This window comes from Micromonospora sp. CNZ295, from assembly GCF_004217535.1.
The window spans coordinates 4,255,056-4,276,830 of sequence record NZ_SHKZ01000001.1 but is presented as its reverse complement, the minus strand read 5'-3'; the positions used below and the strand labels follow the sequence as shown (position 1 = coordinate 4,276,830).

23 protein-coding genes and 1 tRNA gene are annotated in these 21,775 nt (G+C 74.4%); 6 read left to right on the top strand and 18 right to left on the bottom strand.

Features of this window, described 5'->3' with window-relative positions; all coding sequences use genetic code 11:
• Positions 1–24: 24 nt before the first annotated feature.
• From odhI to EV376_RS19980, 7 genes are all read right to left on the bottom strand, one after another.
• The gene (gene odhI / locus EV376_RS20010; RefSeq protein WP_130325440.1) at positions 25–477 is read right to left on the bottom strand and encodes an oxoglutarate dehydrogenase inhibitor Odhl; all 453 of its coding nucleotides are present in this window, start codon (positions 475–477) and stop codon (positions 25–27) included.
• Between the two features lie 215 nt (positions 478–692).
• On the bottom strand, positions 693–1,073 hold the full coding sequence (gcvH, locus tag EV376_RS20005; protein ID WP_130325438.1) for a glycine cleavage system protein GcvH: 381 nt from the start codon (positions 1,071–1,073) through the stop codon (positions 693–695).
• A gap of 62 nt (positions 1,074–1,135) precedes the next feature.
• A complete protein-coding gene (locus EV376_RS20000) occupies positions 1,136–2,101 on the bottom strand; it encodes a DUF881 domain-containing protein (RefSeq protein WP_130325436.1) in 966 nt (321 codons plus the stop codon).
• A gap of 10 nt (positions 2,102–2,111) precedes the next feature.
• Positions 2,112–2,444 (bottom strand): small basic family protein, encoded by a 333-nt coding sequence (locus tag EV376_RS19995; protein WP_130325434.1) that lies wholly within the window; start codon positions 2,442–2,444, stop codon positions 2,112–2,114.
• A complete protein-coding gene (locus tag EV376_RS19990; protein WP_130325432.1) occupies positions 2,441–3,376 on the bottom strand; it encodes a DUF881 domain-containing protein in 936 nt (311 codons plus the stop codon). The genes EV376_RS19995 and EV376_RS19990 overlap by 4 nt, the downstream gene beginning before the upstream one ends.
• Positions 3,373–3,984, bottom strand: a complete 612-nt coding sequence (gene clsA / locus EV376_RS19985) for a cardiolipin synthase ClsA (protein WP_130325430.1) — start codon at positions 3,982–3,984, stop codon at positions 3,373–3,375. Before clsA ends, EV376_RS19990 begins: the two co-directional genes overlap by 4 nt.
• A 295-nt stretch (positions 3,985–4,279) precedes the next feature.
• A complete protein-coding gene (locus tag EV376_RS19980) occupies positions 4,280–5,026 on the bottom strand; it encodes an SAM-dependent methyltransferase (RefSeq protein WP_130325428.1) in 747 nt (248 codons plus the stop codon).
• Positions 5,027–5,137: 111 nt separating this feature from the next.
• On the opposite strand from EV376_RS19980, the gene EV376_RS19975 reads away from it, so the two are divergent.
• The 3 genes from EV376_RS19975 to EV376_RS19965 all read left to right on the top strand — a co-directional run bounded on the left by EV376_RS19975 (position 5,138) and on the right by EV376_RS19965 (position 6,776).
• On the top strand, positions 5,138–6,019 hold the full coding sequence (locus EV376_RS19975; RefSeq protein ID WP_130325426.1) for a universal stress protein: 882 nt from the start codon (positions 5,138–5,140) through the stop codon (positions 6,017–6,019).
• An 80-nt stretch (positions 6,020–6,099) separates the two neighbouring features.
• A complete protein-coding gene (locus EV376_RS19970) occupies positions 6,100–6,312 on the top strand; it encodes a phosphatidylethanolamine-binding protein (protein ID WP_130325424.1) in 213 nt (70 codons plus the stop codon).
• A complete protein-coding gene (locus EV376_RS19965; RefSeq protein ID WP_130325422.1) occupies positions 6,309–6,776 on the top strand; it encodes a hypothetical protein in 468 nt (155 codons plus the stop codon). Before EV376_RS19970 ends, EV376_RS19965 begins: the two co-directional genes overlap by 4 nt.
• Positions 6,777–6,830: 54 nt before the next feature.
• Here the strand turns inward: EV376_RS19965 and EV376_RS19960 are convergent, their stop codons facing one another.
• The gene (locus tag EV376_RS19960; protein ID WP_486482717.1) at positions 6,831–7,022 is read right to left on the bottom strand and encodes a hypothetical protein; all 192 of its coding nucleotides are present in this window, start codon (positions 7,020–7,022) and stop codon (positions 6,831–6,833) included.
• 114 nt (positions 7,023–7,136) lie between these two features.
• On the opposite strand from EV376_RS19960, the gene EV376_RS19955 reads away from it, so the two are divergent.
• Complete coding sequence (locus EV376_RS19955; protein ID WP_130325418.1) at positions 7,137–7,787, top strand: hypothetical protein; 651 nt, start codon at positions 7,137–7,139, stop codon at positions 7,785–7,787.
• Positions 7,788–7,798: 11 nt separating this feature from the next.
• Here the strand turns inward: EV376_RS19955 and EV376_RS19950 are convergent, their stop codons facing one another.
• The 9 genes from EV376_RS19950 to EV376_RS19910 all read right to left on the bottom strand — a co-directional run bounded on the left by EV376_RS19950 (position 7,799) and on the right by EV376_RS19910 (position 18,986).
• On the bottom strand, positions 7,799–7,969 hold the full coding sequence (locus tag EV376_RS19950) for an amidophosphoribosyltransferase (RefSeq protein WP_130325416.1): 171 nt from the start codon (positions 7,967–7,969) through the stop codon (positions 7,799–7,801).
• Between the two features lie 84 nt (positions 7,970–8,053).
• Positions 8,054–8,251 carry a hypothetical protein gene (locus EV376_RS19945; RefSeq protein ID WP_089000292.1) on the bottom strand — a complete coding sequence of 66 codons (198 nt, stop codon included), beginning with the start codon at positions 8,249–8,251 and terminating at the stop codon, positions 8,054–8,056.
• 56 nt (positions 8,252–8,307) lie between these two features.
• Positions 8,308–10,062 (bottom strand): selenocysteine-specific translation elongation factor, encoded by a 1,755-nt coding sequence (gene selB, locus EV376_RS19940; RefSeq protein ID WP_130325414.1) that lies wholly within the window; start codon positions 10,060–10,062, stop codon positions 8,308–8,310.
• Positions 10,063–10,064: 2 nt separating this feature from the next.
• Positions 10,065–11,372, bottom strand: a complete 1,308-nt coding sequence (gene selA, locus EV376_RS19935) for an L-seryl-tRNA(Sec) selenium transferase (RefSeq protein ID WP_165438039.1) — start codon at positions 11,370–11,372, stop codon at positions 10,065–10,067.
• A gap of 18 nt (positions 11,373–11,390) precedes the next feature.
• A tRNA-Sec gene (locus tag EV376_RS30275) sits at positions 11,391–11,486 on the bottom strand.
• A gap of 56 nt (positions 11,487–11,542) precedes the next feature.
• Entirely contained in the window at positions 11,543–12,817 is a 1,275-nt protein-coding gene (gene nrfD, locus EV376_RS19930; RefSeq protein ID WP_486482716.1) for a polysulfide reductase NrfD family protein, read from the bottom strand.
• Positions 12,814–13,908 carry a 4Fe-4S dicluster domain-containing protein gene (locus EV376_RS19925; protein ID WP_486482715.1) on the bottom strand — a complete coding sequence of 365 codons (1,095 nt, stop codon included), beginning with the start codon at positions 13,906–13,908 and terminating at the stop codon, positions 12,814–12,816. Before EV376_RS19925 ends, nrfD begins: the two co-directional genes overlap by 4 nt.
• A complete protein-coding gene (fdh, locus tag EV376_RS19920) occupies positions 13,898–17,209 on the bottom strand; it encodes a molybdopterin-binding domain-containing protein (protein ID WP_486482714.1) in 3,312 nt (1,103 codons plus the stop codon). The genes EV376_RS19925 and fdh overlap by 11 nt, the downstream gene beginning before the upstream one ends.
• Positions 17,210–18,395: 1,186 nt before the next feature.
• Complete coding sequence (locus EV376_RS19910) at positions 18,396–18,986, bottom strand: hypothetical protein (protein WP_130325391.1); 591 nt, start codon at positions 18,984–18,986, stop codon at positions 18,396–18,398.
• Positions 18,987–19,613: 627 nt separating this feature from the next.
• Here EV376_RS19910 and EV376_RS19905 point away from each other — a divergent pair.
• Together EV376_RS19905 and EV376_RS19900 are read left to right on the top strand one after the other, a co-directional pair.
• Positions 19,614–19,955, top strand: coding sequence for a hypothetical protein (locus EV376_RS19905; RefSeq protein ID WP_130325404.1), 342 nt, complete (start codon positions 19,614–19,616; stop codon positions 19,953–19,955).
• Positions 19,952–20,611: a nucleotidyl transferase AbiEii/AbiGii toxin family protein gene (locus EV376_RS19900; RefSeq protein WP_486482713.1), complete on the top strand. Its 660-nt coding sequence runs from the start codon at positions 19,952–19,954 to the stop codon at positions 20,609–20,611. Before EV376_RS19905 ends, EV376_RS19900 begins: the two co-directional genes overlap by 4 nt.
• Before the next feature lie 119 nt (positions 20,612–20,730).
• Here EV376_RS19900 and EV376_RS19895 read toward each other — a convergent pair whose 3' ends face one another.
• Positions 20,731–21,627, bottom strand: a complete 897-nt coding sequence (locus EV376_RS19895; protein ID WP_130325400.1) for an SDR family oxidoreductase — start codon at positions 21,625–21,627, stop codon at positions 20,731–20,733.
• Positions 21,628–21,775: the final 148 nt, after the last annotated feature.

Below are 21,775 nucleotides of genomic sequence, written 5' to 3'. Positions count from 1 at the left end.
GCGCGGCGGAGGCCGCAGGCTCGTTCACCCCCGGCCGGCCTCCTCCTCCGGACGCGGACCCGCGATGAACACCAACCGGAACTTGCCGATCTGCACCTCGTCACCATTGCTCAACGTGGCCGCCTCGACCCGCTCCCGGTTCACGTACGTCCCGTTCAGGCTCCCAACGTCACGCACCGTGAACGTCCGACCGTCCCGGTGGAACTCCGCGTGCCGCCGCGACACCGTCACGTCGTCGAGGAAGATGTCACTGTCGGGATGCCGCCCACTGGTCGTCACGTCGTGATCCAACAGGAACCGGGCACCCGCGTTCGGACCCCGCCGGACCACCAGCAGCGCCATCCCCGGCGGCAACGAACCGGACATCCGGCTCGGCACCACATCGGTGTCCGGCCCCTCCAGGACCTCGTCGAGCGAACCGAGATTGAGCGTCGAAGTGACGTCGAGCGGGGGGAACTCGTCGTCTGGGCGCGTCATGGGACCACCTCACGGATCTGTTCGGTCGGCGTCGGGTAATGGCGGGTCTGGCCGCCGGGCAGTCTCTTCACCCGGCGGCTGGCTCCCCGTGCCCGGGAAGGCAATTCCGCAACGCTCAACTATCGGGTTCTCGGTCGACTGGGCGAGCCTAGCCAGCGCCGAAATGCAGGGCAACCGGACGCGCGGAACCAACCGCCGCACCGGCAAGGGCACACTCAGCTCTCGGTGAGCTCGCGATACGCGCCCGCCGACAGCAGGGCGTCCACCGCAGCCGGATCATCCGGCGTGATCTCCACCAACCAACCCGCACCGTACGGATCAGTGTTGATCACCTCCGGGGTGTCGCCCAACGCCTCGTTGCGCGCCGACACCGTCCCACTGACCGGGGCGTAGATCTCCGACACGCTCTTGGTCGACTCGATCTCACCCAACGACTCACCAGCGGCCACCACCGAGCCCGCCTCGGGCAGCTGGACGTACACGATGTCACCCAGCGCGTCCTGCGCGAAGTGCGTGATACCGACCCGCACCGCACCGTCGCCGCCACCCGCAACCCACTCGTGCTCGGCGGTATACCGCAGATCCTCAGGAATCACCAGACGCGTCCTTCATCCATCGGTGCGCCGGCCCCGACAGGAGACCGGCGCGGCCGCGCCGGTCAGGAGACCGGGTCGGCGTGTTCCAGCTTGATCGGCGCGTGCAGCGCCGAAACCTCGGCAGCCTCACGATCCTCAACGATCACCGTACCGCCGTCGCCCGCGACCGTCGCGACCACCCCGCCGGGAATGTTCAACGCCGTACGCATCGTCGCCGGATCCCCGATCACCGTGATCGTGTACGGACCCGTCAACCGCCGCCCGTCCACGATCAACGACCCGTTCTCCCCGTCCAGGAAAAACGTCGACGCGACGATCCGCACCGTCGCCCGGTCACCACCGGAGATCTGCATCGCCTCCGCGCCGGCGCCGCGCAGCTCCTGCACCGCGTCCAACACCCGCAGCGCCTTGATCGGGTTCCCGCCACCCGGCTCGAACCGCACCGACAGCCCCGGACCCGTCGCCGGCAACGTCCCCGCCAGGATCCCCAGCTCGTCCGCCCGCCGCGTCGCCTCCTCCAAGGCCGCCTGCCGGCCCTGCTCACCCGAACGCAACTGCCGCTGGCTCTCCTCCAACGCCGCGATGTCCTGCCGGAGCCGGACCTCCCGCGCGTTCAGGTCGTACAGGATCCGCACCAGATCCTCCTGGCGCGCCGCCGACGTCGTCGGATCCGCCGACGTCGTCCGCAACTGCTCCACCAGCGTGAACCCCAGCAACGCCAGCAACACCGAGATCATCACCGTGGCCGAACTCACGCCCCGCCGACCCTTGCCGGACCCCGCCGGGCCGCCCCGCGACTCCGCCGCCGCCTCGTCGGCACCGCCCGATCGCCCCGCCGCGGCCTCGTCCGCACCGGCCGGCGGCTCCACGGACCGCTCCGGCTCCGCCTCCGGCGCCAGCGGGCTCAACTCGTCCGGATCCGGCGCGTCCGGACGCGGGTCCGGCTCACCAGCCGGACCCGACGGACGCCGCGGACCCGCCGGCTGCGGCCATCCCGTACCCGTCTCGGTGTGCTCGTCGCTGCTCATCACCACAAACCTACGCCCGGAACAGGTGCCGGCGGATCGCCGCCACATTCCCGAAGATCCGCACCCCCAGCACGACCACCACACCGGTCGACAACTGACTACCCACGCCCAACTGGTCCCCCAGGTAGACGATCAGAGCAGCCACCAGCACGTTCGAGATGAACGACACCACGAACTGCTTGTCGTCGAAGATCCGGTCCAGCTTCGCCCGCACCCCGCCGAACACCGCGTCCAACGCCGCCACCACCGCGATCGGCAGGTACGGCTGCAACGCCGCCGGCACCGTCGGATCGAGCCACAAACCCAGCCCGACACCCGCGAGCAACGCCAACACCGCGATCATCGACTACCTCCGGAGGGGGTGGGAGACGTCCCCGAACCGGACGCCCCCGGACTGACCGACCCGCCCGACGGCGTCGGACTCGGACTGGCCGGCGGCTGGGCGTAGCGTAGCCGCGGCTCCGGCGCGGCCGGCAGGGTGAGGTCCTCGGCGTCCCGGACACCGAACGACAGGCCGGTCTTCTCGGCGACCGCCCGCATCGTCTGCGCGCTGCCGCTGCGCTCGAACCGCTTGCGCATCTCGCCCGGACCGATCGCCGACACCTCGTACGGCCCGGTCACCGGCCGGAAGTCCACCACGATCGCCTGTCCCGCGAACCGGATCGTCGACGTCGACGTCAACCGCTGCCCGTTGATCGAGATCGCCTCCGCGCCCGCCGCCCACAGGTCGTTCGCCACGCCCTGCAGATCCAGGTAGAGCACCCGCCCCTCCCCCACGTCGCGATCGGCCGCGTCCTCGTCCGGCCGGGCGTCGGCCAGCCGCACCACCACGCCGTCGCCGCGTACCCGGCCCAAGCCGGTGCCCGCCTCCAGGGTCCGCAGCCGCGCCGCCTCCGAGCCGCCCAGCGCCGCGGCCCGCTGCCGGGCCACCTCGGCCCGCAGCTGGTCCGCCCGCTCCGACAACCGGTCGGTCTCGCTCTCCCGCTGCTTGATCTGCTCCACCAACCCCTGCCGGGCCTGGCTGCGCCCCGGCGCCTCCGCCACCGTCTGCCGGTACGCCACCGCGAACAGGAAGCCCAGCACCACCAGGACGACGAGCGTGACCGAGCGGACCGGCCACCCACGCCACCCCTGCGCAGGCGACTCCCGCCGGCGGGCGGCCGCGGCTGCGTCCGCGTACCCCGGCTCCAGCGGGTTGCGGAACAGTTCGGTGAGGAAGTCCGGCGCGTACACCCGGGTGCCCGGCTCCCGGTCCTGCGTCGGCGTGCCGGTCATCGCGCCGCCTCCCCGACCAGCCGGCGGGCCTGGACCACGTACATCGCGCCGGCCACCCAGTAGAGGGCCAGGCCCCACCACGCCAGACCCCAGCCGATCGGCGCGGCGACGTCCGCCGCGGCCGGCACCGCGACCGCGAGCAGCAGGATCGGGAACGCGGCCAGCAGCAGGAACGTCGCGGTCTTGCCGACGTAGTGCACCGGCGGCGGACCGTACCCGTACCGCCGCAGCACGGCGAGGGACACCAGCAGGAGCAGCTCGCGGGCCAGCAGCGCGGCCGTGAACTGCCACGGCACCACCTCGCGGGCGGTGAACGCGAGCAGCGTGGCCAGGATGTAGAGGCGGTCCGCGAGCGGGTCGAGCAGCTCGCCGAGGCGGCTCACCTGGCCCAGCCGGCGGGCGACCCAGCCGTCCACCCAGTCGGTGGTGCCGCCGACGGCCAGCACGACGACCGCGGCCACGTCGGCGTGCGCCACGAGGAGCAGGTACAGGAACAGCGGGACGCCGAGCAGCCGGACGAAGCTGATCAGGTTCGGCAGGGTGAGGACCTGGTCGGCGGGGTCGCGGGAGGCTGGTGGATGCCCTGCCCGAGCCGGCCGACGCGACACCGAACCTCCTCCGCGCCGCGCTCGCGCGCCCGCCGGGTCCGGCCGGCGCGCGAAGACGTACGCACTGTCGGGCCGGCTGCCACCGGCTCCCCCTACGGCCCCGCGCCCCGGGACCGCTCTCCGACGCGGCCCGCGATCACGTGGGATCACGGGCCGGGCAAGTTGCGGTGCCACTATATCCGTCGTCTCGCCGCCGTCCCGGTTGTCGGTGTGTGCCGTTGGGGGCGTGTGTGGCGTTGTGGCGGGGGCCACATCGCGTAAGGCGTCCTAGGACGCTGGCTTGAGGATAAGGGACTCAGTCGTCGCCGCGTCGGGCCACGCCGCCGTGGAAGGCGTCCGGGACCGGCGCCGGCGGACCGTCGGGGCGCCACTGGGTGATCGGGACGATCCCGTCGGCGGTGGGCGTCCACCGACCCAGCAACGGCGGGAACGCCGCCGGCGGCCGCATCCGGAAGGCCGGCCCCATCATCTCCAGGGCCCGCGGGTACGCCGCCAGCTCCTCGGTGTCGAAGTCCACCGCGAGCAGGCTGCCCGGCGCGCTCGCCTGGTACAGCTCGTCGAGGGTGCGGGTGAGCGTCCGGTCGTCCAGGAACGCGGCCAGCCCCAGGAAGACCACCCCGACGGGCCTCCTCCCCCACCCCGGCACGAACCGGTGCAGCTGCGCCCGGTCGATCGTGCCGATGTCGGTGGCGTCACCGAAGCCGTAGCCGGCCCGGTCGCTGCCGGCCAGGATGCGCTGGCCCAGCCGGATGGTGACCGGGTCGACGTCGGTGTAGAGCACGGTCGCCTCCGGGGCGGCCTCGTGCACGTTGCCCATCGTCGGCACTCCGGCCCCGAAGACCAGGAATCCGTCCACGCCGGCGGCGGCCATCGCCCGCACCGCCCGCCCGAGGAAGGCGCGCAACTCGCGGAACACCGGCGCGCACGGCCCGTACGCGCCCTCGAAGGCGCGCGCCGCGGCGACGTCGACCGGGAAGTGGTGCTCCCCGCCGAGCCAGTAGTCGATCATTCGTGCGGTGCTCGGCTGCTCCGGCTCAACCATCGACGGCGCTCCCTCCCCGGTGGTCGTCGCCAGCGTACCGAGCGGGCGGCCGGGTCGGTATCGCCCCGCGACCGGGCCGTGACCGCGATACTGGCCGCGGGGGTGAGCAGGGTGAACTCGGCGGACAGCGCTGCCGTGGTGGTCGGTGTGGACGGTTCCGAGCCGGGGCTGCGGGCGGTCCGCCTCGCGGCCGTCGAGGCGGCCCGCCGGCACCGGGCGCTGCGCGTCGTCCACGGCTTCATCTGGCCCCTGCTGCGCGTCCCGGTGGACGCGCCCGCCGGCGCTCCGCCCGGCGCCGGGCTGCGCCACCAGGCGCAGGAGCTGGTCGAGGCGGCGGTCGCGGAGGCCGAGGCGACCGTGCCCGGACTGCGCGTCTCCGGCGAGATCATCGACGGGGAGGCCGCCGCGGTGCTGCTCGGCGAGTCGCCAGCCGCCCTGCTGATCGTCCTGGGCGACCGGGGCCTGGGCGGATTCGCCGCACTGGTGCTCGGTTCCGTCGCGGTGCAGGTCGCCACCCACGCCGACTGCCCGGTGCTGGTCGCCCGGGGCGACGACCGCGCCGACGGGCCGGTGGTGGTCGGCGTCGACGGGTCGGAGGCGTCCCGCCTGGCGGTGGAGTTCGCGGCCGAGGAGGCCGCGCTGCGCGCCACCGACCTGATGGCGGTGCACGCCTACCAGCACCCGGTCTCCACCGGTCCCGGCGACCTGCAACCCCTGGTGTACGACGAGAACGAGTTGCGCGACGAGGAGCAGCGGGTGCTCGCCGAATCCCTCGCCGGGCTCGCCGAACGCTGGCCGGAGGTGACCATCCGCCGGGTGGCCGGCCGGGGCAAGGCCGCCCGCCTGCTCACCGAGGCGTCCCGCCAGGCGCAGCTGCTGGTGGTCGGCGGGCGCGGGCGGGGCGGGCTGACCGGCCTGCTGCTGGGCTCGGTCAGCCACGCCGTGCTGCACCACGCCGACTGCCCGGTCGCGGTGGTCCGCGGCCCACGCTGAGCCGCCCGGGCACGGTTGGCCGCCGCCCGGACGGGTAGACCGCGGTACGCCAACGGCGAGGACGACCGGAGGAGGCAGTGATGCCAGGACCACGGCCGGGCAGCAACGCGTACGACAAGCAGCGGGCACGCATGCGGAACGCGATCGACGATTCCGGACGTCGCGTGTCGGACAGCACGGCGGACGAGGTCGCCAACCGGATCCTGCAGCAGGACCGGGGACAGCGAGGTGTGGTCCGCGGTGACCGGATCTACGGCCCGAAGGGCGAGCGGGAAGCCGGCGACCCACGGTGAGGGCGGCGGTCGTGGCCGACGGCGCGATCGCCGGCGCCGTCGGCAGTACGGTCCTCAACGCGGTCACCTACCTGGACATGACACTGCGGGGCCGCCCGGCGAGCAGCACCCCGGAGCAGAGCGCCGGGCGGGTGTCCGACCTGATGCACCTCGACCTCGGGTCCGGGCAGCGGGCGGCCAACCGCCGCTCGGGGCTCGGTCCCCTGCTCGGCTACGCGCTGGGGGTCGGCGCCGGTGTCGCGTTCGCGCTGCTGGCCCGCGGCCGGCGGATGCCGCTGGCGCTGGCCGGCGGAGTGCTCGGCGGCGGGGTGATGACCATCTCGGACAGCTCGTACGCGCTGCTCGGCGTCAGCGACCCGCGCACCTGGAGCCGGGTCGACTGGGTGTCCGACCTCATCCCGCACCTGGCGTTCGGCCTGTCCGCGGCGGCGACCTGGAACCGGCTGCGCTCGCCGCACGCCTGACCCGTCGCACGAGCCGCCCGCCCCCGGATCGGGGGCGGGCGGCGTACGGCTGGGTCAGCTCTCGTCCTCGGCGACCGGCTCCGCCGCCGGCCCGTACGGGGACACCTGCCCCTTGGGCACCGGACGCCCCGCGTCGGCGCGTGACGAGCCGCGGTTGAGCGGGTGGCCGGTCGGCTTCGGACCCTTGCTGTCCTGGCTGGTCGCGCCCTTGTTGTTGCGCCGGAACTCCTCCTGCTGCGGGTTCACCACGGGCTTCTCCCTTCCGGGTGGGCGGCGGCGTGCGCCGCCTCCCCGCCCGGGTACCCCGCGCCACCGCCGCCATGCGGGGCTAAGCCGGCGCGGGGCGGGTACCACGCCGCTGTGGGCGACGACCGGAGGACGGCACGGGCGCTGCTGGAGCGGTGCGGGCGGACCTACGCCGAGGAGGCCGGGATCCGGCTGGCCGACCGGCCCGGCCCGCTCTACCAGCTGCTGGTGCTCGCGACCCTGCTGAGCACCCGGATCCGGGCCTGCGTGGCGGTGGCCGCGGCCCGGGAACTCTTCGCCGCCGGCTACCGCACGCCGCAGGCGATGGAGGCGGCCAGCTGGCAGGACCGCGTCGACGCGCTCGGCCGCGGCCACTACCGCCGCTACGACGAGCGGACCGCGACGATGCTCGGCACCGGCGCCCGGCTCTGCCTGGACCGGTGGCGCGGCGACCTGCGCCGGCTGCACCGGGAGGCGCGGGGGCAGCCCGCCCGGCTGCGCCGCCTGCTGACCGAGTTCCCCGGCATCGGGCCCACCGGCGCGGACATCTTCCTGCGCGAGGTCCAGGTGGTCTGGCCGGACCTGCGCCCGTACGCCGACCGGCGGGCGCTCAGCGGCGCGGAGCGGCTGGGCCTGCCGCGGGCTCCGGAGCGGCTGGCCGGGCTGGTCGCCGAGGCGGACTTCGGCCGCCTCGCGTCGGCGCTGGTGCGGGTGGCGCTCGGCGAGGAGTCGGCCGGTGCGGTGGCCAGCGCGGCGAAGCGGTGAGCCGCGCGGTGTCACTTGGCCGCGTTGTTCCCCGGCTTGGTCAGGTGCCACACCAGCAGGGCGGCGAGCACGGCGAGGACGACGAGGCCGCCGGTGAGGCCCTCGCCGTCCTCCGGATCACGGCCGGTCGTCCCGAAGTAGATCACCGCGAGCCCGGCCAGCACCGTGAGGGCGGTCCGCATTCCTCGGTCCTTCACGTTCGTCGACGCTAGCGGCGAATCAGCCACGAGAAGGGGCGAACCGGTTATTCCACTCCGATCGGGGAGTCAGTCGACCTCGAGGTCGTCGAGGGAGATCTTGTGGGTCATCAGCCAGCGCGCCAGCGCCGACATGCCGAACAGCCACAGCGGCGCCGACTCGGTGGTGCCGTTGGTGGCGAAGATCGCGAACCGCAGGTCCGGCGCCCGGTACGCCTCGATCCGCCACTTGTGCTGCCGGTCCCGCCAGACCGCGGAAGGGTCCATGCCCCGACGCTAGGCGAGCGTTCCCGGGCGCCGGGGCCGGTTGGGGGCACCGGCGGTCAGCGGCCGACGACCATCCGCGCGTCGTCGGGCAGCCGGCGGGTCGCGCCCCGCCGGTCCAGCAGCTCCAGCAGGGGCACCGCCACCCGGCGGGTGGTGTCCAGCGCCCGCCGGGCGGCGCTGAGCGTGAACGGCTGCGGCAGCCCGGCGAGCACCCGCACGGCGTCGTCGAGCGCACCCGGCAGCAGCACCACGTTGTCGGCCAGCCGCACCAGCGCCCCGGCCCGCACCGCGGCCCCGATCTCCCGCGGCCCCAGCCCCAGCGCCGCCAGGTCCGCCGCCTCCGGGGCCCGGAACGGCTGCCCGGCGGACGCGGCGCGGACCTGCGCGACCGCCCGGGCCACCGGTTCGGGCAGGGCGTCGTGCGGCGCGGCGGTCACCCGCCCGGCGTGCAGCCGCAGCGGCGGCCGGACCAGGGCCGTGACGAGTGCCCGGTCGGGCAGGTCCAGGCGCTGCCGCAGCAGCTCCACCGGCACGCCCGGGTCCAGCGGCCGGGCGCGGGCGTGCCGGTCGACCTCCTCGACGAGGCGCACCCCGAGCCGCCGCCAGTGCCCGGGGTCGGCCAGCCAGTCCCCGACGACCGGCCGGCCGGCCGGCTCGACGCCCATCCGGAGCAGGTCGCCGGCCCGCACCAGCCCGCGCCGGCGCAGTTCCCCGGCCAGGTCGGGTCGGCCGTCGAGGGTGGCCAGCACCGCCGCCCGGGCGGCGGCACCCCGCCGGCGAAGCGGTGGCGGCGCCACGTCCAGCACCGTCACGCCGCCGGCGACGTGGTGGCGGCCCGGGTCGCGCAGCAACGCCCGGTCACCGACGAGCAGCGGCAGCGGGCGGGCCAGTCGCAGCCGGGCGGTGTCCCGGCCCAACGGGCGCACCCGGGCGGGCACGGCGGCGGAGCCGACGTGCAGGGTGAGGGTGGCCGGCAGGTCGGCGGCGGGGTCGCCGGCCAGCCGGACGTCGAGCAGGTCGGTGCGGCCGAACCGGCCGGCGGTGATCAGGGCGTCGCCCCGGGCCAGCCGCTCGCGGGGCGTCCCGCGCAGGTTCACCGCCACCCGGGCGACGGCGGTGACCTCGTCGCGGGCGGCGCCGAGCGAGTGCAGCCCGCGGACCCGTACCGGCTCGCCGGTCGCGGCCAGTTCCAGCTCGTCGCCGACGGCGATCCGCCCCGCGCCGAGGGTCCCGGTGACCACCGTGCCGCTGCCGCGAACGGTGAAGCTGCGGTCCACCCACAGCCGCACCGGCGCGGCCGTCGCCGGGGCGGGCTGGGCGGCGGCCAGCCGGTCCAGTGCCGCCCGCAGCCCGGGCAGGCCCGCGCCGGTCACCGCGCTCACCACCACCGCGCCGGCCGCCCGCAGCGACGTGTCCGCCAGCCGCGCCCGCGCCTGCGCGAGCGCCGGCCCCGGATCGGCCAGGTCCGCGCGGGTCACCACCACCAGCCCGGACGACACCCCGAGCGCGTCCAGCGCGGCCACGTGCTCCGCCGACTGGGGCATCCAGCCCTCGTCGGCGGCCACCACGACCAGTGCCGCCGGCACCGGGCCGACGCCGGCGAGCATGTTCGGCACGAACCGCTCGTGCCCGGGCACGTCGACGAACGCGACCGTCCGCCCGGACGGCAACGCCGACCAGGCGAATCCCAGGTCGATGGTCATGCCCCGGCGGCGCTCCTCGGCCCACCGGTCCGGCTCCATCCCGGTCAGCGCCCGCACCAGCGTCGACTTGCCGTGGTCGACGTGCCCGGCGGTGGCCACCACGAACACGCTCAGCCGTCCCCGGGTACCCGCAGCACGGCGGCCCGCACGGCCTCGTCGGCGTCGGTGGGGACGCAGCGCAGGTCCAGCAGCAGCCGGTCCCGGACCAGCCGGCCGAGCACCGGCGGGTCGCCGGTGCGCAGCGGCGCCGCGTACGAGCCGGGCAGGCTCAGCGCCCACGAGTCCAGCTCGACGCCCGGCGCTCCCCCACCGCCGACGACCGCCACGGCCGGCACCACCTCCGCCTTGCGCCCGTCAGCGGCCAACGCGTCGCGCAGCCGCTCGGTGCGGGCCCGCAACTCCGTCGCGTCGGCGTGCAGCGCCGCCCGGGTCGGGGTGCCCGGGTCGCCCACGGTGGCGGCCAGCGCGGCCAGGGTCAGCTTGTCCACCCGCAGCGCGCGGGCCAGCGGGTGCCGGCGCAGCCGCGCCACCAGCTCACCGTCACCGAACAGCAGCCCGGCCTGCGGCCCGCCCAGCAGCTTGTCGCCGCTGGCGGTGACCAGCGCCGCCCCGGCCCGCAGCGTCGACGCGGCGTCCGGCTCGCCGGGCAACAGCCGATCCGGGGCGAGCAGCCCCGAACCGATGTCGGCGACGACCGGCACCCCGAGGGTGGCCAGCGCCCGCACCGGCACCGCCGAGGTGAAGCCGCTGACCTGGAAGTTCGACGGGTGCACCTTGAGCACGAAACCGGTACGCGGCCCGAGCGCGGCGGCGTAGTCGGCCAGGTGGGTGCGGTTGGTGGTGCCCACCTCCCGCAGCCGGGCGCCGGTGCTCGCCAGCAGGTCCGGCAGGCGGAAACCGTCGCCGATCTCCACCAGTTCGCCGCGGCTGACCACGATCTCCCGGCCGGCGGCGAGGGCGGTCGCGGCGAGCACCAGGGCGGCGGCGCCGTTGTTGACCACGTGCACCGCCCGGGCCTCGGGGACCGCCGCGGCGAGGGCGTCGAGGGCGTCCCGGCCGCGCCGGGCCCGCCGGCCGGTGGCCAGGTCCAGCTCGACGTCGGTGTGGCCGGCGGCGGCCACGACCGCGGCGAGCGCCGCCACCGACAGCGGCGCCCGGCCGAGGTTGGTGTGCAGCACGACGCCGGTGGCGTTGAGCACCGTCCGCGGGCCGGGGGCGGGCAGGGCCGCCAGGACGGCGTCGGGTACTTCCTCGGGGCGGATCTCGCCGCGCCGGGCCCGCTGCTGCGCCCGGCGCACGGCGGCCTTGACCCGGTCCCGGCCGAGGGCGGGGACCGCGGCGGCGACCCGCGGGTCGGCCAGTAGCGCGTCGGTACGTGGCACCCGCCGGCGTGGATCGGCACCGTCGTCGGCCGTCACGGCAACTCCCACCAGGCTTGGCGGAGACGGACGGGAATCGAACCCGCCTGGCCCGGGTCCCGGACCACACCGGTTTTGAAGACCGGGAGGGGCACCAGCCGCCTGAACGCCTCCACGCAGCATTTGACCACAACGGAACGCGCCGTGCCCGGCCGGCCCGAGCTTTGCGGTCAGCCGCCCTTGTCCTGCGCCCGGCGGCGGGCCAGGCGTTCCCGCTGCGGCACCACCGTGTACTTCGGATCGCGCGCCGAGGCGACCCCGGCGTGGTAGATCCCGAAGCGGGTCGCCAGCGACGCGGTGAGCAGCGCCGCCCCGGACACCGCCGACACCGCCCGGCTGCGCCGGCCGAGCAGCGCCCCGGCGATCCCGGCGGCGGTCAGCGCGCGGCCGGCGCGCAGCAGCCGCCCGGCCCGCCCGGTGGCGTAGGGCTCGCCGAGCAGCCCGAGCCGGGTCTCCACCCGGTGCGACCCGAACAGCTCCAGCGCCGCGCCGGCCACCGCCATCCGCCGGGCCGGACGGGCCTGCCCGGCCGGCGCGGCCAGCAGGCCCACGCCGGCGCCGCTGGCCAGCGCGCTGCCCGCGAAGATGACCGGCAGCTCCGGGTACGCCTCGTGCCACGACGGCACGGCCGTGTCGGCGAGCAGCACGGCCGTGTACGTCGCCAGGGCGGGCGCGGTCACCGCGGCGGCCAGCCCGGCGACGTCACCGGCGCGCCCCAGCACCCGGCGGGCCAGCCCGGAGCGGCCACGCTCCGGCAGCCACGACGCGGCCTCGGCGACCGCCGCGACGCCGGCCGCCGGCCCGTACGCGGTGAGGATCCAGGTGCCCATCGACATCGGCGAGGTCGGCTTCGCCACCCGCAGCATGTGGTGGAACCGCTCCGGTCGGCCCAGGTCCCGGACGAGGAACACCGCGCTGGCGGTGACCGCCGTGACCGCCGTGACCCGCCCGGCCCGGCGCAGCGCCGGCCGACCGGTGACCTGCCCACCGGCGGCGAGCAGCGACGAGCCCGCCGCCAGGCCGCCGGTGAACAGGTACGCGGCGATGTCCCACGTCCACACCGGCGCCTTGAGGATCGGCCGCCCGTAGTACGAGGTGAACTCCGCCTCCGGCACCCGTACTTCCTCGCCGCCGCGCCCCCGCCGGGCCCGCCCCACGGCACGGTCACCGGGCGGGCCGTCGCGCCGCGGCCGGGGCTCCCCGGCCACCACGTCGGTGCCCGGCGTCTCGATCGGCCGGCCGGCGCCCGGCTCACCGTCGATCGCCGCCTGGGCGGGCGCCGGTGCGGGCCCGGACGTCATGGCTCCCGCACCCACCCGCAGGTCGTCCCGCGGGCCACCACCGACCTTCGGGCCGTGGCCGAGCCGGGTCGACGGCCGGTGCGTGCCGGCCTCGCCGAGCAGCTCCCGGAAGCGGCGGAAGCGGTCACCGACCGGTGGACTCACGACGACCCCCCGACGAACGCGGCGACGGCCGCCGCCGCCATGGCCAGCGCCGCCAGCCCGGCCCGCTTCCACATCCTCGGCAGGTCGCGGGTGGTGACCACCGGGTCGGGCGGCAGCCCGTACACCTCCGGCTCGTCGAGCAGCAGGAAGAACGCGCCGTCGCCGCCCACCCCGTCGGTCGGGTCGTGGCCGTAGAGCCGTGCCTCGGTGACGCCGCGCTCGTGCAGCGTCGCCACCCGGGCGGCGGCCCGCTCCCGCAGCTCCTGTACCGGGCCGTACTGGATGGACTCGGTGGGGCAGGCCTGCGCGCAGGCCGGCGTCATGCCGGCGCCGATCCGGTCGTAGCACAGGGTGCACTTCCACGCCCGCCCGTCACCCGCCCGGCGGTCGATGACCCCGTAGGGGCAGGCCGAGACGCAGTAGCCGCAGCCGTTGCAGATGTCCTCCTGCACGACCACCGTGCCGAACTCGGTGCGGAACAGCGCCCCGGTCGGGCAGACGTCCAGGCAGGCCGCGTGCGTGCAGTGCTTGCACACGTCCGACATCATCAGCCACCGGAAGTCGGCGCGGCCGTCCGCGCTGCCGGTGCGCCCCGGCGGCGCCGACCCGGGCATCCCGAGGAACTCGGTGCGCTCCGGCGGCCGGCCACCGGAGCCCGGCGGCCCGGCCGTGGCGGGTCCGGCCGCCATCCGGGCGGCGGCGTCCGGCGAGCCGGGTGGCACAACCGGTTCGGTGCCGGTCGGAATGGCGTCGTCGGCGGCGGCCGCCGCCGACGACGCGCCGGCCGAGCCGCCGGTCGGGGTGCCGGCGAACGGCGGGGTACGCCGTCCCGCCGGGAGCGGCTGCTCGACGAACGCCACGTGCCGCCACGAGTTCGCGGTCAGCGCGCCGGTGTTGTCGTACGACATGCCGAGCAGGTCCAGGCCCGAGCCCGGCACGCCGTTCCACTCCTTGCACGCCACCTCGCACGCCTTGCAGCCGATGCAGACGCTGGTGTCGGTGAAGAAGCCCATCCGGGGCTGGGCCGCGGTCCAACCGGCGTCCGGCGCCGGGTCCAGCGGCCCGTACAGGCTGTTCGGGTCAGGAAGCACCGGCCCCCCCGTCGCGGTCGCCCTCGCGGCCATGCCGGTCGCCGGCCCCGCCCGCCGGCGGCGTGGCCGGCGTCCGGGCCGGCGCCTCCCGGCCCGCGACGATCCCGGCCCGGCGGCGGTAGTCGTCGACGAGGTCCCGCAGCGCCGGCCCGGTCGGGCGGCGGCCCGGACGCACGTCGCAGGTGCCGACCTTGCTCTCCTGGATCAGCACGTTCGGGTCCAGCGTGATGCCGAACAGGTCGTTGGCCGAGTCGCCGGTCACCAGGCCCTCGAAACCGAAGTGGTACGGCAGCCACACCTGGTGGATCACCCGCCCGTCCACCCGCAGCGGCGTCAGCCGGTCGGTGACCAGCACCTTCGCCTCGATGACCGCCCGGCCGGAGATCAGGTGCGCCCAGCCCAGGTGCGCCAGCCCCCGCTCGGCCGCGAGCTCCGGCGACACCTCCACAAACATCTCCGGCTGCAGCTCCGCCAGCGGCAGCACGGTGCGACTCATCCCGCCGGCGGTGTGGTGCTCGGTCAACCGGCTCACCGAGAACACGTACGGGAACACCTCGCTGTGCTCCTGCGGCGGGCTCGGGTTCACCGAGTTCACCGGGTGCGGGTACACCTTGCGGGTCGGGTTGGCCTGCTGCCGGTACAGCGGGTTGCGCACCGGCGACTCGGCCGGCTCGTAGTGCGTCGGCAGCGGCCCGTCCACCAGGCCCGTCGGCGCGTACAGCCAGCCCTTCCCGTCGCCCTGCATGATGAACGCGTCGTCACCGGCGAGGGCCTGCGGCCCGGTCGCGCCCACCGGGGGCCGGTACGACGGCGGCTTGGACTTCTCGAAGTCCGGCACGTCGTAGCCGGTCCACTCGCCGGCCTCGGCGTCCCACCACACGTACTTCTTCCGCTCGCTCCACGGCCGGCCCTCCGGGTCCGCCGAGGCGCGGTTGTAGAGGATGCGGCGGTTCGCCGGCCACGCCCAGCCCCACTCGGCAGCCACCCAGTCCTGCTCGTGCCGGCTCTTGCGCCGGGCCGCCTGGTTGACGCCGTCGGCGTACACCCCGGTGTAGATCCAGCAGCCGATCGCCGTCGAGCCGTCGTCGCGGGCCTCGGTGTACGCCGACAACGGCCGGCCGGTCGCCACCTCGTACCCGTTGATCTCCCGCAGCACCGCCTCGGCGCTCGGCTCCGCGCGCGGACCGTGCGTGGGATAGTCCCAGGCCAGGTCGAGCAGCGCCCGGTCGCGGGGCTGGGTCGAGCCGGCCAGCTTCTCCCGCAGCCGGCGCCCCAGATGGTAGAAGAACCACAGCTCGGAACGGGCGTCGCCCGGCGGGTCGACGGCCCTCTCCCGCCACTGCAGCAGCCGCTGCGTCTGGGTGAACGTGCCGTCCTTCTCCACGTGCGAGGCGGCCGGCAGGAAGAACACCTCGGTGCGGCACTCCTCCGGCACGATCTCCCCGGTGGCCACCTCCGGGCCGTTCTTCCAGAACGTCGCCGACTCGATCAGGAACAGGTCACGCACGACCAGCCAGTCCAGGTTCGCCATGCCGAGCCGCTGCGCGCGGCCGTGCGCCGAGCCGACCGCCGGGTTCTGGCCGAGCAGGAAGTAGCCCCGCACCTTCCCGTCGATCATGTTGAGCACCTGCTGGTAGGTGCCGTGGTCGCCGGTCATCCGCGGCAGGTACCCGTAGCAGAAGTCGTTCTCCGGCGTCGCCGCGTCCCCCCAGTACGCCTTCAACAGGCTCGCCGCGTAACCACCAGCGTCGCCCCAGAAGCCCTTCTGGTCCGGACGGCGGATGGCCTCGACCCAGGCGTCGAACGTCGGATGGTCGGCGTGGTGCGGCATCGGCAGGTAGCCGGGCAGCAGGTTGAACAGCGTCGGGATGTCGGTGGACCCCTGGATGCTCGCGTGCCCCCGCAGCGCCAGCACCCCGCCACCCGGCCGGCCCATGTTGCCCAGCAGCAACTGGATGATCGCGCCGGTGCGGATGTACTGCACACCGACGCTGTGCTGCGTCCAACCCACCGAGTAGATCAGCACACCGGTGCGCTCCCGGCCCGAGTTCTCCACCCAGGCCCGGGCCAGTTCCAGGAACCTCTCCCGCGGCACCCCGCACACCCGCTCCACCATCTCCGGCGTGTAGCGGGCGAAGTGCCGCTTCAGGATCTGGTAGACGCAGCGCGGATGCTGCAACGTCTCGTCCCGCAGCGTCCGCGCCGGCACCGGCATGCCGTGCGACTCGTGGCGCAGGCCGGCCGCCGTGTCCCGGGCCTTGGCCGTGTCCTCCACGTCGTGCATCTGCCCGGAGTACCGCCAGCTCCGCTGGTCGTACGAGGCCGTCTCCGGATCGAACCCGGAGAACAGGCCGTCGCCGTCCTCGGTGTCGGCGAAGTCCGCACGCACGACCGTCGCCGCGTTCGTGTACGCCAGCACGTACTCCCGGAAGTCCAGCTCGTTGCTCAGGATGTAGTTGACCACCCCGCCGAGCAGCGCGATGTCAGTGCCCGCGCGGATCGGCAGGTACGTGTCGGCCAGGGCGCTGGTACGCGTGAACCGGGGATCGACGTGGAACACCTTGGCGCCGCGCCGCTTGGCCTCCACCACCCACTGGAAACCCACCGGGTGGGCCTCCGCCATGTTGGAGCCCTGGATCACGATGACGTCAGCGTTCGCGACGTCCTGCTGGAAGTCCGTCGCACCACCGCGACCGAAGCTGGTCCCCAGACCGGGGACGGTGGCGGAGTGTCAAATCCGCGCCTGGTTCTCGATCTGCAACGCCCCCATCGCCGTGAACAGCTTCTTGATGAGGTAGTTCTCCTCGTTGTCCAGCGTCGCCCCGCCCAGGCTGGAGATGCCCAGCGTGCGGTTCAGCGGCCGGCCCTCGGCGTCGACGTCCTCCCAGGTCTGCTCGCGCGCGGCGAGAATCCGGTCGGCGATCATGTCGACCGCCGTGTCGAGGTCCAGGTCCTCCCACTCGGTGGCGTACGGCCGCCGGTACCGGACCCGGGTCTCCCGCAGCGGACTGGTCACCAGGCTCTTGCTGGCCGCACCCTTCGGGCACAGCCGCCCCCGCGAGATCGGGCTGTCCGGGTCACCCTCGATCTGGACGACCTGCTCGTCCTTGACGTACACCCGCTGGCCGCACCCCACCGCGCAGTACGGGCACACCGACCGGGCCGTCCGGTCCGCCGAACCGGTGCGCGCCGTCAGCTCCGCCGACCGCGCCGACTGCACCGCGGCGCCCCGGCCCAGCGGATCCGTGCCGGTGAGCTGCCGGTAGACCGGCCAGCCCTGGATGAAGGTCCGCAGACCCACCGCGACACCTCCTCCCGGCCCCGACGCCGACCCCTCGAACACTAGGCCAGCCCGCCGCCGCGCGCGACCCGATCGAGCCCCGACCCGGTCCCTCGGGCATCGGCCGCTTCTGGAGGTCAGACAGCGCCGCCCCCGGGCCCGGGTGGGCTCGGGGGCGGCGCTGGGGTGTCGGTGTGCAGGTCGCCTCTCGGCGAGTGGCGCGACGCGGCTCCAGCCGGACGGTATTCCGCGAAGGCAATTTAGGTGAGGCCCGGGGACACTGGACACACCGACACCTGACTCAACACGCTACCCGCCCGGGCTCTTCCACCGGCGACGGTGACCGCGCACACGCTCGGGTTCGGTTCGTGCCGGGCTTCGTCTTGGTTGCGGTGGGGATGGTCGGTTCGGGGCTGGCTTCTGCGGGGTTGCGATTGGGGGGTGGGGCCCGCCGTGCCCGGCTCCGCGCGATCAGGCGTCGGTTCGTGGCTGGCTTCTGCGGAGTTGCGATTGGGGGGTGGGGCCCGCCGTGCCCGGCTCCGCGCGATCAGGCGTCGGTTCGTGGCTGGCTTCTGCGGAGTTGCGATTGGGGGGTGGGGCCCGCCGTGCCCGGCTCCGGGCGGTCAAGCTTGATCCCTGCGCCGGTCACGGCGGGCCCCACCCCCGTCGCGGTCCCGGTCCGCACGCCCGTCCCGCTCAGCCCCGGCCGTTTCGGCCCGGTCAACCCCGGCCAGCGCGTCCCGGCCAGCCCCACCCCAGGGCCTGGTCCGGCTTGTGCGCCCGTTCCCGGTCAACCCGGACTATCCGGCTCGGTCGGCCCCGGCCCGTCCAATTCGTGATCGACTCGGTTTACCGCGTCCCGGGGTATCCATCAGCTGTGACACCCCGACTTACCGCACACGGAGTGGATCACGCCCGGAGGTGCTGTCCCCCGGTCAACCCCTGCCCGTCTTGTTCGTGATCGACTCGGGTTGCCGCGTCTCGGGGTATCCAGCGGCCGTGACACCCCGAGATACCACACACGGAGTGGATCACCCGGGTGTGCTGTCCCCTCGGGGCCGGTCGGGCCGGTCGCCGGTCGGGCCGGCCGGGCCGGGTTGCCGGTCGGGCCGGTCGGTCGGTGGGGACGCCGCTGGCCGGCACCCCGGTGTCGGGTGCCGGCCAGCGACTTGTTTCCCCCTGTGAGGAAGGTCTGCGGTTGTGTGGGTCAGCTCCAGTGCTTGGCGACCAGGTCGGCGGCCTGCTGTTCCCACTGGGCGTAGTGGTCCGGGTAGGCCGAGACCTGCACGGTCTGCGCGGCCTTGGTCAGCGGCATGTCCTGCCAGCCGTCGACCTGCTGGAGGCCCTTGAGGAACGCCATGGTCGAGTACTCGGGGTCGGTGATCTGCTCCACCGTGCCCCACCCGCTGGACGGGCGCTGCTGGAACAGGCCCTGCGAGTCATGGTCGTTGCGCTCACCCAGGTGACCCAGGTTCTCCAGCTTCGACTCCTGCAGCGCGGTCGCGATCGCGACCACGGCGGCCCGCTCGTCCATGCCGGACTTCTTCGTCGCCGCGATGATCGCCTTCACATTCGCGGTCTGCTCATCGGACAGGTCGATGCGCGACTGCTTGCCCTGCACACCATGCGGGACCAGCTTGCCCGCATCAGGCTTGTCAGCCCGCACCACAGCGGCAGCGGTGGTGGGGGTGGTTTCGAGGGTCGGGGCGGCGTGCGCGGCGACCGGGCCACCGACCAGACCACCAGCAAACGCCAGACCAGCAATACCCAGAACGCTCTTACGCATGATCGTGTTCATCACGAAGCTCCATTCGGGGGTCGACACCACCAGCCCAAAAGGGGGGACAGGCGTAGGCGGTGCAAGCACCATCCGAGGCGCTCAAAAGACTCGGGGAAAAACCACCGGCATCCGAGGGGCGGGGGGATGGCCCTTCACGGCGCCGGGTCCAGGTGTAACGACCGACCGGCCACCAACATTCCGGCGACCACTGGGCCAACCAGGATCCGGCTGACACCCACAGAAACCCACCGCCAGGGACGGTTGCGGTGCCGTAGCCGGGTGATGACGTATACGAGTCAGGTCCACAGCCGCCGACCCGGGCCCATCAGAACCCGCCCGGCCCGCCGGCCCTGCTCGATCGTCCAGTGGATGTAACGACCCCGAGCCCGCCACCATTCCACCCCCACGATGCCCCGACCACACCCCCAAACCCGACACCCGACCCCAGACCCGCACACCCGACCCGGACACCCGGCACAGACAGCACCAGCAAGCCCGCACGGACCAGCCCGGAACGAACCCCAGGGATCCGGACACCCGCGCACAACCCGCCCCGGGCAGACGGGGCTTCGCGGAGGCCGGATCGACGTGGCGGGTCGACGACCGGGAGCCCCAGACGTGCCGAGCCGGGGTTACCCTGACAGCATGCAGGGCCGCTCCCCCACCGCAGCCGGCGTGCCGCATCTGGCGCGTCCCGGCCGGCCCGCCGTGGTGGCCCGCACCCTCGCCGAACTCGCCGGCCCGACCCGTGGCGTGGTGGAGCTGCCGGTACGGCTGATGTGGAACCCCGACCGGCGCTTCGACCTGGGCGACCCGGATCAGTTGCTGTGGCTGTACGAGAACGTCCTCCGCGAGACCACGCGTACCGAGGATCTCCGCCGGCTCATCAACGGCCGCACGCTACGGCGGGTGTGGCGGCTGCTCAACCTGCCCCGGGGCGTACGCCAGGCATGGGAGAGCCGCCACCCGGGCCTGCGTACGGCGTGACCACCGCCCATCTGCACGGGTTCTACCGCGAGGTGGCCCGACTGGCCCTGTCGGCGGCCGGACCGCACCGGTTCGTGCTGGGCGGCGGTGTGGCGTGGGCCGCGCACGGCCTGGTGACCCGGCCGACGGAGGACGTGGACCTGTTCGCCGACGTCGAGGGGGCCGCCGCGGCGGCGGCCGGGGATGTACGGGCGGCGCTGGAGGGCGCCGGTTTCCTCGTGGAGGAGGCCGATCCGGACAGCGACCTGCCCGGGCTGTTCGACGGCTTCGACCGGGACATGCGCGACTTCGTGGTCGGCCGGGACGGGCGGCAGCTGCGGCTCAGCCTGGCCCGGCTGGACCGGCACCGCAGCCCGGTCGTGATGGACCTCGGTCCGGTGCTGGACGTCCAGGACCTCCTGGCCAGCAAGACCGCCGCCCTGGTGAACCGCCGGGAGGTACGCGACTACATCGACGTCGCGGCCGTCCTCGACCGGTACGACGTGGACGAGTTGCTGGCGCTGGCCCGGCAGCTCGACCCGGGCCTGGACCCGGAGGACGTCCGCGACGCGGGACGCTATCTGGATCGGCTGCCGGATGCCCGCTTCGCCCGCTACGACCAGACCCCGGCCGACGTGACCCGGATCCGAACCCGCTTCACCCGCTGGCCCCGCTGACCCAGGCCCCGGGACCAGCCCAGGCCCACCGCGATCTTGCCCTTCGTGCCCCGAAACCCGGGACACAAGCCCTAGATCGAGGGCGGAAAGCGCAAGATCGCGGGGACGAAGAGCGGGGGCTACTTTGTCGGGCGGCCGCCGGTCACGCCGAGGATCTCCCCGGTCACGTAGCTGGATTCCTGCGAGGCGAAGAAGACGTACGCGGGGGCCAGCTCGGCGGGCTGGCCGGGGCGGCCCTCCGGCGTGTTCTGGCCGAACTGCTCCACCTTCTCCTTCGGCATGGTGGCCGGGATGAGGGGCGTCCAGATCGGACCGGGTGCCACCGCGTTGACCCGGATGCCCCGCTCGGCCAGCTCCTGCGCGAGCGCCTTGGTGAAGTTCGCGATGCCGGCCTTCGTCGTGGCGTAGTCGAGCAGCTGCGGCGACGGCTCGAACGCCTGGATCGACGACGTGTTGATGATCGCCGCGCCCTCGCCCAAGTGCGGGATGGCGGCCTTGCAGAGCCAGAACATCGCGTACAGGTTGGTCTTCAGCACCCGGTCGAACTGCTCGGTGCTGATCCCGGCGATGCCCTTCTCCTGTGCCATCTGGTAGGCCGCGTTGTTCACCAGGATGTCGAGCCCACCGAGGTCGCTCAGCGCCCGCTCGATCAACTCCTGGCAGTGCCGCTCGTCGGTGATGTCCCCGCGTACCGCGACGCCCTTGCGACCCGCCTCCTCGACCAGCCGCACCGTCTCCCGGGCGTCGGCGTCCTCCTCGAGGTACGAGATGAGCACGTCGGCGCCCTCCCGCGCGTACGCGATGGCGATCGCCCGGCCGATGCCGGAGTCGCCGCCGGTGATCACCGCACGCTTGCCGGTGAGCTTGCCGCTGCCCCGGTACGACTCCTCGCCGTGATCCGGCTTCGGGGCCATCGCCCCCGTCTCGCCGGGCGGTGACTGCTGCTGCTTCGGCTGGCCCTCCTGCTGGCCGTACTGCTCGGTGGGATCCTGCGGCGTGTGCTGGTCCTGGGTCACCGGCTCCTCCTTCGCGCGGGGTGGACGGGGGTCGCTCACCGCCCTACCCCCGGGACCACGCCGGAAACCGGCCCTGGGGCTGGTGTGGCCGGAGTGACGGTGGGCGGTTATGGTGCGCCCCGGCGCGCACGACGCGCTTCCCACCCCC

Bases quoted from the DNA above. Each gene is read 5' to 3' on its own strand.
- odhI (WP_130325440.1), bottom strand. From the start codon at position 477: ATGACGCGCCCAGACGACGAGTTCCCCCCGCTCGACGTCACTTCGACG.
- EV376_RS19990 (WP_130325432.1), bottom strand. From the start codon at position 3,376: ATGACCGGCACGCCGACGCAGGACCGGGAGCCGGGCACCCGGGTGTAC.
- EV376_RS19910 (WP_130325391.1), bottom strand. From the start codon at position 18,986: ATGAACACGATCATGCGTAAGAGCGTTCTGGGTATTGCTGGTCTGGCG.
- EV376_RS20000 (WP_130325436.1), bottom strand. From the start codon at position 2,101: ATGAGCAGCGACGAGCACACCGAGACGGGTACGGGATGGCCGCAGCCG.
- EV376_RS19945 (WP_089000292.1), bottom strand. From the start codon at position 8,251: ATGGACCCTTCCGCGGTCTGGCGGGACCGGCAGCACAAGTGGCGGATC.
- EV376_RS19905 (WP_130325404.1), top strand. From the start codon at position 19,614: ATGCAGGGCCGCTCCCCCACCGCAGCCGGCGTGCCGCATCTGGCGCGT.
- EV376_RS19950 (WP_130325416.1), bottom strand. From the start codon at position 7,969: ATGCGGACCGCCCTCACGGTGCTGGCCGGGCTCGCGGTGATCTACTTC.
- EV376_RS19970 (WP_130325424.1), top strand. From the start codon at position 6,100: ATGCCAGGACCACGGCCGGGCAGCAACGCGTACGACAAGCAGCGGGCA.
- EV376_RS19980 (WP_130325428.1), bottom strand. From the start codon at position 5,026: ATGGTTGAGCCGGAGCAGCCGAGCACCGCACGAATGATCGACTACTGG.
- EV376_RS19995 (WP_130325434.1), bottom strand. From the start codon at position 2,444: ATGATCGCGGTGTTGGCGTTGCTCGCGGGTGTCGGGCTGGGTTTGTGG.